This window comes from Cryobacterium sp. TMT1-3, assembly GCF_004402315.1.
In the GTDB taxonomy this organism is placed as follows: domain Bacteria; phylum Actinomycetota; class Actinomycetes; order Actinomycetales; family Microbacteriaceae; genus Cryobacterium; species Cryobacterium luteum.
Genome location: NZ_SOFW01000022.1, coordinates 180,429 through 188,941, shown reverse-complemented (window position 1 = coordinate 188,941; position 8,513 = coordinate 180,429). Strand labels below are relative to the sequence as shown.

Genomic DNA, 8,513 nt, shown 5'->3' with positions numbered 1-8,513 from the left:
GGGGATGAATACCGAGCAGGCCTACAAACGAGCCCGCCGGCTGCGCGACGAACTCGACGCGGCGGGCATTCGCGCGCGGGAGAAGCAGGCTCGTGACGACACCACCTGGTCGCTGTGGCGGCGCGCCGATGGCATGGTGACGCTGCACGCGCTGCTGCCGCCGGAGCAGGGCGAACTGTGGATGGCGACGTATGACGCGTTGACGAGCCCGCGCCGCGGTGGGGTGCGGTTCGTCGACCCGGAGCGGGCGAAGTGGGCGCAGAGCGTGAAGGACGACCCGCGCACCGTGGATCAGATCGCCGCGGACTCCTTCACGCAGCTGCTCAAGCTCGGCGCCGACGCTGACCCGAACACGCTGTTCGGTNCAAGCTCGGCGCCGACGCTGACCCGAACACGCTGTTCGGTGGCCGCCGCCCGGTCGTGCAGGTCATCGTCACCGAACACGACCGCCCCACCACCATCCCTGCCCCGGCCGCGCCAGTCGCCACAGCGGATGCCCGCACCCCCTCACCAAGCAGCGCGACACCGACACCGACGAAACCTGCCGAGCGCACCGCGACCGGAACAGCCGCAACCACTGGACTCACCGGAATCACCGACACCAACACAACCAGCGGAACGACCGGAACGACCGGGACCACCGGAACGACCGGAACGACGGGAACGACCGGAATTACCGGAACCACCGGAACCACCGGAACCACGGGGACCGTCGGGACCACCGGGAGTACCGGGACCGTCGGGACCACCGGGAGTACCGGGAGCACCGGGAGCACCGGGAGCACCGGGAGCACCGGGACCGTCGGGGGTGCTACACCCACTGAAACGTTGGCGGGTGCCGGGACTAGAGGGTCGTTCGGCTATCTCGAGGGCAACCCGGCCCCGTCTCAGCCGAGAGCATCGCCCGACACCTCTGCGACACCGGCTACCTCGGCATCCTGTTCGACCAGGCCGGGCAACCCCTCAACGTGGGACGAGACCAACGCCTGTTCAACCGGGAACAACGCCGAGCCCTCGCCGTGCGCGACGGCGGCTGCCGCTGGCCCGACTGCGACCGACCACCCTCCTGGACCGAAGCGCACCACCTCGAAAACTGGTCGGAGCAGGGACTTTCCAACATCGACCAAGCCATTCTGCTCTGCGCCCTGCACCACCTGCTGCTCCACAACCGGGGCTGGAAAATCCTGCTCCGAGACGACCAATACTGGCTGCAACCCGCCGTCGAAATCGACCCGGCGCAGACCCTCATCGCCCTGCCCAGCAAAAACCCGCTCATGCTGCCAGCCCCACCCCAACAGCCAGCAGCCATCCCGCGCGCGGCCGGCCAGGTAAAGGGCGGCGGGGCCCGGGCCGGCGATTTGCTTCGACAACCTCAGCACAGCATCGACGGGCTCGACCAGCGACACGGGGATGACCCGCGACCGGGTCATCCCCACGACGACTACCGCAACTGAAGTCTGATCTTCCCCGTGGTTTTTCTCATCCCAGCGCTGCCATGCACGGCACGGCGAGCCAAGGCTCAGCCGGGTGTGCCACGCCACGGCATTTTCTTCTCTGCCCGGCTACCAGCGCGCTGGCTAAGAAGTCGCGCGCAGCTGTGGGCACAAGACTTCTCGTGCCCGGTCTAGATTATGGCTCAGTGGTGTTAAACCGCACTCTTCGAGCTCGTCGCGCCGAACCGGTCAGCGCGGCTGGTCGACGTCGACCCCGGTGCCGAGATCGCCGCACTCGATCTGCTCCACCGAGTGCGCGCGCAGGTACGGGCGGGCGCCGGTGTCACCGGTCGACGTTTCAATAAGCGCCGCCCAGTGAGCCCGGCCGATCACGACGGGATGCCCCGGCCGGCCGGCAAATCGGGCCTGACGCAGAGTGTCGTGCGTGACGGCCGCCATGCTGGCTGGCGCACCCGGGGCATCCGTTGTGGCAGTGCGCGCGCTCACCACCCGGGCCACCGTCGCCGCGTTCAGATCGGGCACGTCCACGGGAATGACGGCGATCGCTGCGAGGTCTGGCTGATCGAGGGCGCAGCGCAGTCCGGCGCGCAGTGAGGCGGAGAGTCCTTCGGCCCAGTCGGCGGCTTGCACGACCAGAACGGATGCCGATAGCTGGCCCATGCCTCCGGCCGGTGCGCTATCGGACAACGCTGTTTTCCGTGCGGCCAAATCGTCATCGCCAGCCTGCAGCAGCGCCGCAGCCTCGGCCCCGCGCGCCCCGAGCACGACGATGACCGGGGAGCAGCCGGCGGCTGCGAGCACGTCGACGGCGTTCTGCAGCCAGGACCGACCAGCGGCATCATGCACGAGCGCCTTCGGCATCCCATAGCGGTAGCCCGCACCAGCGGCGAGCACGAGTCCGGCGATTCGGGTGGTGCCGGAGGTGCCATCGGTGCTCGCGGTCCTTACGAACTCTGCGGTTTCAGCGGTGCTTCCGGTGCCAGCGGTGCTTCCGGTGCTTGCGTGGCCAGCGGTGCTGGGGGTGCCAGCGGTGCTTGCGGTGCTTGCGGTCCTTGCGAACTCTGCGGTTTCAGCGGTGCTTCCGGTGCCAGCGGTGCTTCCGGTGCTTGCGTGGCCAGCGGTGCTGGGGGTGCCAGCGGTTTCAGCGGTGCTTGCGGTGCTTGCGGTGCTTGCGAACTTCGCGGTTTCAGCGGTGCTTCCGGTGCTTGTGTGGCCAGCGGTGCTGGGGGTGCCAGCGGTGCCAGCGGACTGAGGTTCCGGAGGTGGCATCTGCATGTCTGCCATCGTAAGGTTCTCGAGCCCTTTGCTCTGGCACCTGTCGTGCGCCGAGCCGTGAGGCCCGGCCCCGATCGTGGCCTTTTCGGCACCAAACTCACGGCCCAGCGAGCTAACGCGCCTGGGAAGCGCCAGCGACCGCGACTGGTCAGCCCTCACGCAATCGGGCCGATACGGTCGACCAAAGCCCAGTCCCCGCTCGGAAGGTGCCCGATGTGCGCTCAGATTCTTCAGCCGCAGTTTTCGCAGTCGCCATCGCCGTCGCAGACGCCGTCGCGGGCGGGCGTTCAGGCCGAGGCCGGCAGCATCCGTTCGGCCCACTATCTGCCGGCAACCCGGCAGACCGTACTCTGGGGCCGGCTGCCCTGCGCGCGCGACGTGGGCGTTCTCACCATCGACTCGGGTGACGAGGTCACGATCGGCGCTTTTCCGGTCCTGTCTGCGCCGCTGCTCGAGGTCGACGGAGCACCGCTCGGGCTGTGCCTGGTGGGGCCGAGGTTCAGCTACCTCGCGCTCATCGATGCTGCCGTGGGGCTGGCTGACACGCTCGCGTAAATAACCGGCGACATGCCCGTAACGTGCGTGAAACGTGCGCTGCCTAAACTGTGAACCTGAAACACCTGTTTCACGACGCCGAGGGAGTGAAACACGTGTCCAGCCTTCCGATCAACCCGCCAGCGCGGCTGCTCCTGGGTCCCGGCCCGATCAACGCCGATCCCCGGGTGCTGCGCGCCATGGCGGCCCACCTGGTGGGCCAGTACGACCCGGCCATGACCGGCTACATGACCGAGACGCAACAGCTCGACCGCACCGTATTCGGCTACAACGCCCGCCAGGACACCGTGCTGACCACCCTCGCCGCGCTCGAAGCGGTGCTGCGTCGCGCCGGGGCATCCGTTACCGCGGGAAGCGGCGTCGGCGCCGCCTACGATTCCTACGCCGATGCTGATACGCCCGTCACCTCGGTCACCGTCATTCCAGCTCGTCAGGACGCCCGATGACCGCGCTGGTGCCGCCGGCCTCCTCGGCCGCTTCGGCCCGCTTGATCACCGCCGCCGACATCCTTGATCGCTGCGACGAGCTCGGGCGGCACAGTTCGCTGCCGAACGGCCTGATCAAGCGGGTCTACCTCTCGCCCGAACACGCGGCCGTGAACGCCATCGCCGGTGAGTGGATGTTGGCGGCCGGCCTGGCCACCTGGCAGGATGCCGCGGGCAACCAGTGCGGTCGGCTGGACGGCGCCAGACCGGGCCTGCCGGCGCTGCTGCTCGGTTCGCACCTCGACACCGTGCCCGCCGCTGGCCGGTATGACGGAAGCCTCGGAGTGCTGCTCGCCATCGCCGTGGCCGAACGCGTGGCTCGTTCCGGGCGGGCTTTGCCGTTCGCGCTCGAGGTGGTCGCCTTCGGCGACGAGGAGGGCATCCGGTTCGGCACGACGCTGCTCGGCAGCCGTGCCCTCGCCGGAACCTGGCAAAATATATGGTGGGGCTTGGAAGACCAGAACGGCGTGAGCCTCGACGCGGCCTACCGCGCCTTCGGACTCGACCCGGCCGTGATCGGCGACGCTGCGCGCACCCCGGCCGACCTCATCGGCTATCTCGAAGCGCACATCGAACAGGGCCCGGTGCTCGACGACGCCGGGATAGCGCTCGGCGTCGTCTCGTCGATCGCCGGTGCACGTCGGTTCTCTATCGTGATCGAGGGCGCCGCCGCACACTCGGGCACCCAGTGGGCGCTGCGTCGCGACGCGCTGGCCGGTGCGAGCGAGGTCATTCTCGCGATCGAACGCATTGCCCGCGAAGCGAATCTCTCCGGCACGGTCGGTCATCTCGCCGTGTTTCCCGATGCTGTCAACGTTATTGCGGGGCGGGTTGAATTCAGTCTCGACCTGCGGGGCGAGTCCGATGCGCAACGCGACCGCGCGTGGGCTCTGATCGAGCAGACCGCGGAGCAGATCTGCGACCGCCGGGCGTTGACGGTGACGAGCGTTCAGACGCACGGAGCTCCGGCGGCGCACTGCAGTCCGCACCTGCGGGTGGCCGTGGCCACGGGCATCCGTTTGGCTGTCGCCGACGATTCTGCGCCGCCGAGCCTGTTGTCGATGGCAGGCCACGACGCAATGGCGATTGCAGCGCTGACCGATATTGGCATGCTGTTCGTGCGCTGCCGCGACGGAATGAGCCATCACCCCGACGAGTCGGTCACCGAAGCCGACGTAGCGCTCGCGCTCGATGCCTTCGAGGCCGCCGTGCTGCACCTCGCCGATCAGTACGACGCCGATGAACTCGACTCCGAGTTCGACGCCCGTGCGGCCACGACGTGACCGCGACCATGAACATCGGCAAGCGCATCGACCGGAGCTACGGTGAGCTCACGCCGCAGGAGCAGCGGGTGGCCGATTTCATCCTCGATCATCTGAGTGATCTGGCGGTCTACAACGCGTCGGAGCTGGCCCGGCTCAGCGGCGTCTCCAAGGCGACCGTCTCCCGACTGTTTCGACGGCTTGGGTTTCAGGATTCCGCTGAGGTGCGCGACCATGCGCGCACCCTGCGCAGCCACGGTGCCCCGGTGGGCGGGCCGGGGGCATCCGCTGGCACGCCGTCGCGTCTTGCCGCGCACCTGGCCGGCGAGCAGGAGAACCTGCGGCGGTTGTTGCAGAACCTCGAAGACGGCCGACTGGATGCCGCGGCGCGGCTGATCGCGCACGCCGGCAACGTCGTCGTGATCGGGCTGCGCAACAGCTACCCGCTGGCGCTGCACCTGCGTCAGCAGCTCGCGCAGACCTGCCACAGCGTGCGGCTCGCGCCGCTGCCCGGGCAATCGATCGGGGAGGATCTGGCCGGACTCGGCCCGCACGATGTGGCCGTTCTGTTCGGGTTTCGCCGCCGCACGGCGGGCTTTGGTCAACTGGCCCTGGCGATCCAGCGGCGGGGGATTCCGCTCGTGCTGATCGCCGACTCCTCGGCGCGCAAGCACGCCGACGGCGCCGCGGTCTGGCTGGAATGCCCGATCGACAGCGCGAGCGCCTTCGACAGCTACGCCACCGCGATGAGCCTGATCAACCTGCTCGCGACCGGCGCGATGGGCGCGCACGTGCGCGAGACGCGCACCCGCATAGCGGCGATCACCCAGGTGTACGAAGACCTCGACGAACTCGAGGCACCATGGTGACGAAATCTCTTCTATATTGGGCACCATGTTGACCTCTGAAGCACGTGAATTGCGCATGGGGTTGTTCGCCTGCCTCGGCGTCGAGCGGTGGGTCGACGAGGTCGCCGCCACCGGCCCCTACCTCGACGCCGCCACGCTCCTGGACGCCGCGCGGCGGGCGTCGGCCACGCTGTCGCGCGCGGAGGTGGATGAAGCCCTCGTGCATCATCCGCGCATTGGTCAGTCTGTCCGTGACGCCAGCACTGCCGCTCGATTCTCCCGCCGCGAGCAGGCCCCGCCCGATGCCGATGATGTCGAGCTGTCTGAGCTGATCGCGGCCGGCAACCGTGACTACGAGGCCCGGTTCGGCCGGGTCTTCCTCATTCGCGCGGCCGGGCGCACCCGCGCCGAGATTCTCGCCGAGCTCAACCGGCGCCTCCGGTTGCCCAACGATGTCGAGGTGGGGATCGTTGCCGGCGAGCTGCGCGAGATCGCCCTGCTGCGCCTCGCCGCCCTGATCGAGCTGCGCTTGTGAGCCAGGCTGGAGTGAGTGGGGAGGGCGCGGCCCGCAGCCACGTCACGACGCACGTGCTCGACTCCGTCACCGGCGGCCGGCTGCCGGCGTTGCGGCCGAACTCGACCAGCGCGCCGACACCGCCTGGGTAGTTCTCGCGACCGGCGAAACGGATGCCGACGGTCAGCCTCGCTGACCTATCGGAGCACTATCACGTGCCCCTGCAGCTGAGTCCGTTCGCGTACTCCACCTTTCGCGGCACCTGAGTCGCACCGAGCCGTGAGACCCCACGGCTGGCCGAGCGGATGTGGCGCTCGGCGAGGGCGCACTGCGCGCTCACTCGACGACCACGCGGTGACCGCGCACGTAGACCCCGGTGATCGCCGGCTCGCGGAGCGCGAGCAGCAGTGCGAACAGGGTCTGTTCGGCGGCTAGCGCGGCATCGTCGGCGTGCACGGCGTTGGCCAGAACGAGGGCCAGCGGTTCCCAGCGGTCGGGGTCGATGAGCAGAAAGTCCGCGTCCTTGCCAAGGTCGAAGTTGCCGAATCGCGCCTCCATGTCGAGGGCACGCGCCCCGGCGAGGGTTCCGGTGAACAGCAGGGCGGCTGGGTCGAGGGCCACACTGGCGTCGCCGGGTTCCGACAGGTGCGCTTTGTAGCAGTCGTTGAGCACCCGCGCGACGAGCCATTCGTCGCCGCCGCCGACATCCGTTCCGATCGCGACGTTCACGCCGAACCCGGTCGTGCGGCGCCACGGCATGGTGCCGGAGCCGAGGAACGCCTGCGAGGTCGGGCAGTGTGCGATCGAGGTGCCGGTCTCGGCCATGCGGGCGAGTTCGCTGTCCTGGCAGTGCACGGCGTGGGCGAGGATGCTTCGGCGCCCGAGCAGCGACGAGCCGCCGCGGGCCGAGCCCGGCAGGAAGCATCCGTCGTAGGTGTCGAGGTAGGTCGTCGTGCCGAACACCGAGCGCACGGCGTCGATCTCCCCGGTGCCCGGCCGGTCGTTCTCGTTGAGGTGGCTGTGAAAGTACACGCCGCGCCCACGCACCGAGTCGTAGAGCTCGCCGAGCCCGGCCAGGGTCGTCGGCGTGACCGAGAGGCTGAATCGCGGAACGATCGCGACCTGCAACAGCGCGGTCTGCGCGTTATCGGTGTCGACGGCGTGCCACCGGTCGATCTCGGCCGCCGTGAGGTCGAGAGCCGCCTGCTCGCTCGTGACCAGCGCTCGGGCGGAGTCGGTGCCGACGGTCTGGATTCCGCGCCCGCTGACCAGGCGCAGTCCGGCCGCCCGGGCTTCTTCGAACAGGGCGTCTTGCGCCGGGGCAAAGGCTGACCCGAACACGAGCGCGCTGGTCGTGCCGACGGATGCCCGCCGACGCGTGAAATCGCGCGCCATCTGTCGGGCGAATCCCGGGTCTTCGAGCCGCGATTCGGCCGGGAACACGCACTCGTCGAGCCATTCCAGCAGCTGGCCGCCGCCGTAGGCATCCGTTGTGTAGGTCTGCGGAAAATGGCTGTGGGTGTCGACGAATCCGGGAATGATGAACCCGGTTCGGGTCACCGGCAGTGCCGCGTAGGCCGCGGGCAGCTCACGGAACGGTCCGACCCAGGCGATCGTGCCGTCGACCGCCGTGACCAGGGCGCCGTCGGGCACTGACACGAGGTGTTCGCGCGCTTCGGTGACCGTCGGGGCACCACTGATGTGAAAGATGTGGCCGCGGTAGACCGTGGCGACTGAAGATTCGTACATATCTACGGAGATTATCTCCTTACTCGGTCAAGTCCAGCGGTTTCGGTATGGTTCCATGAAATTCTCCCCGGATGTACAGGCCGTGTCCCGGAACCCGGCCCGGGCGCACGGAACCGCAGGAGACGGTTGGTGTTCTCGTTGCTGCCGCGCTGCCAGGGCGAGTGTGGGTCACAGAAGTAGAGCGTCAGGTCGAGGGCAGTCTGGATCTGGGCGTTCTCGGCCAGCTCCGTGCCGCGGTCCCAGGTGATGGAGCGGCGCAGATGCTCGGGGAGCTTGCCTATCTCGCGGATCATCGCCAGCAACCGTGTCGGCGCTGACGTGCACGTGGGTGTCGACGAGCCCGGGGATGAGCACGGCGGCCGGAACGAAGC

The 8,513-nt window shown here is 68.7% G+C and carries 10 protein-coding genes and 1 pseudogene; 8 read left to right on the top strand and 3 right to left on the bottom strand.

Annotated elements, in window-relative coordinates; genetic code table 11:
- The first annotated feature begins 968 nt into the window (after positions 1-968).
- The gene (locus tag E3O25_RS17480; RefSeq protein ID WP_241988542.1) at positions 969-1,454 is read left to right on the top strand and encodes a hypothetical protein; all 486 of its coding nucleotides are present in this window, start codon (positions 969-971) and stop codon (positions 1,452-1,454) included.
- 228 nt (positions 1,455-1,682) lie between these two features.
- Here E3O25_RS17480 and E3O25_RS17475 read toward each other — a convergent pair whose 3' ends face one another.
- Positions 1,683-2,729, bottom strand: coding sequence for an NTP transferase domain-containing protein (locus E3O25_RS17475; RefSeq protein ID WP_241988541.1), 1,047 nt, complete (start codon positions 2,727-2,729; stop codon positions 1,683-1,685).
- A 213-nt stretch (positions 2,730-2,942) separates the two neighbouring features.
- Between E3O25_RS17475 and E3O25_RS08120 the strand changes: the two genes are divergently transcribed.
- The 7 genes from E3O25_RS08120 to E3O25_RS17895 are packed head-to-tail and all read left to right on the top strand — an operon-like array spanning position 2,943 to position 6,659.
- The gene (locus E3O25_RS08120) at positions 2,943-3,284 is read left to right on the top strand and encodes a hypothetical protein (protein WP_134360897.1); all 342 of its coding nucleotides are present in this window, start codon (positions 2,943-2,945) and stop codon (positions 3,282-3,284) included.
- Positions 3,285-3,334: 50 nt separating this feature from the next.
- On the top strand, positions 3,335-3,730 hold the full coding sequence (locus E3O25_RS17470; protein WP_092110209.1) for a hypothetical protein: 396 nt from the start codon (positions 3,335-3,337) through the stop codon (positions 3,728-3,730).
- The gene (locus tag E3O25_RS08110; RefSeq protein WP_134360896.1) at positions 3,727-5,052 is read left to right on the top strand and encodes an allantoate amidohydrolase; all 1,326 of its coding nucleotides are present in this window, start codon (positions 3,727-3,729) and stop codon (positions 5,050-5,052) included. Before E3O25_RS17470 ends, E3O25_RS08110 begins: the two co-directional genes overlap by 4 nt.
- Complete coding sequence (locus E3O25_RS08105) at positions 5,049-5,900, top strand: MurR/RpiR family transcriptional regulator (protein WP_241984041.1); 852 nt, start codon at positions 5,049-5,051, stop codon at positions 5,898-5,900. The genes E3O25_RS08110 and E3O25_RS08105 overlap by 4 nt, the downstream gene beginning before the upstream one ends.
- A gap of 25 nt (positions 5,901-5,925) precedes the next feature.
- Positions 5,926-6,414 (top strand): 2-oxo-4-hydroxy-4-carboxy-5-ureidoimidazoline decarboxylase, encoded by a 489-nt coding sequence (locus E3O25_RS08100; RefSeq protein WP_134360895.1) that lies wholly within the window; start codon positions 5,926-5,928, stop codon positions 6,412-6,414.
- A complete protein-coding gene (locus E3O25_RS17900) occupies positions 6,411-6,545 on the top strand; it encodes a hypothetical protein (protein WP_370448742.1) in 135 nt (44 codons plus the stop codon). The genes E3O25_RS08100 and E3O25_RS17900 overlap by 4 nt, the downstream gene beginning before the upstream one ends.
- Positions 6,546-6,566: 21 nt before the next feature.
- Positions 6,567-6,659 (top strand): hydroxyisourate hydrolase, encoded by a 93-nt coding sequence (locus tag E3O25_RS17895; RefSeq protein WP_370448741.1) that lies wholly within the window; start codon positions 6,567-6,569, stop codon positions 6,657-6,659.
- 70 nt (positions 6,660-6,729) lie between these two features.
- Here the strand turns inward: E3O25_RS17895 and E3O25_RS08090 are convergent, their stop codons facing one another.
- Together E3O25_RS08090 and E3O25_RS17465 are read right to left on the bottom strand one after the other, a co-directional pair.
- On the bottom strand, positions 6,730-8,142 hold the full coding sequence (locus E3O25_RS08090; protein ID WP_134360894.1) for an amidohydrolase family protein: 1,413 nt from the start codon (positions 8,140-8,142) through the stop codon (positions 6,730-6,732).
- A 113-nt stretch (positions 8,143-8,255) separates the two neighbouring features.
- Positions 8,256-8,438 (bottom strand): annotated as a pseudogene (locus E3O25_RS17465) (IS30 family transposase); the annotation flags it as partial.
- Positions 8,439-8,513 lie beyond the last annotated feature (75 nt).

Excerpts from the sequence above, each read along its gene's own strand:
- E3O25_RS17475 (WP_241988541.1), bottom strand. The coding sequence starts at position 2,729 with ATGCAGATGCCACCTCCGGAACCTCAGTCCGCTGGCACCGCTGGCACC.
- E3O25_RS08120 (WP_134360897.1), top strand. The coding sequence starts at position 2,943 with ATGTGCGCTCAGATTCTTCAGCCGCAGTTTTCGCAGTCGCCATCGCCG.
- E3O25_RS08110 (WP_134360896.1), top strand. The coding sequence starts at position 3,727 with ATGACCGCGCTGGTGCCGCCGGCCTCCTCGGCCGCTTCGGCCCGCTTG.
- E3O25_RS08100 (WP_134360895.1), top strand. The coding sequence starts at position 5,926 with ATGTTGACCTCTGAAGCACGTGAATTGCGCATGGGGTTGTTCGCCTGC.
- E3O25_RS17895 (WP_370448741.1), top strand. The coding sequence starts at position 6,567 with ATGCCGACGGTCAGCCTCGCTGACCTATCGGAGCACTATCACGTGCCC.
- E3O25_RS08090 (WP_134360894.1), bottom strand. The coding sequence starts at position 8,142 with ATGTACGAATCTTCAGTCGCCACGGTCTACCGCGGCCACATCTTTCAC.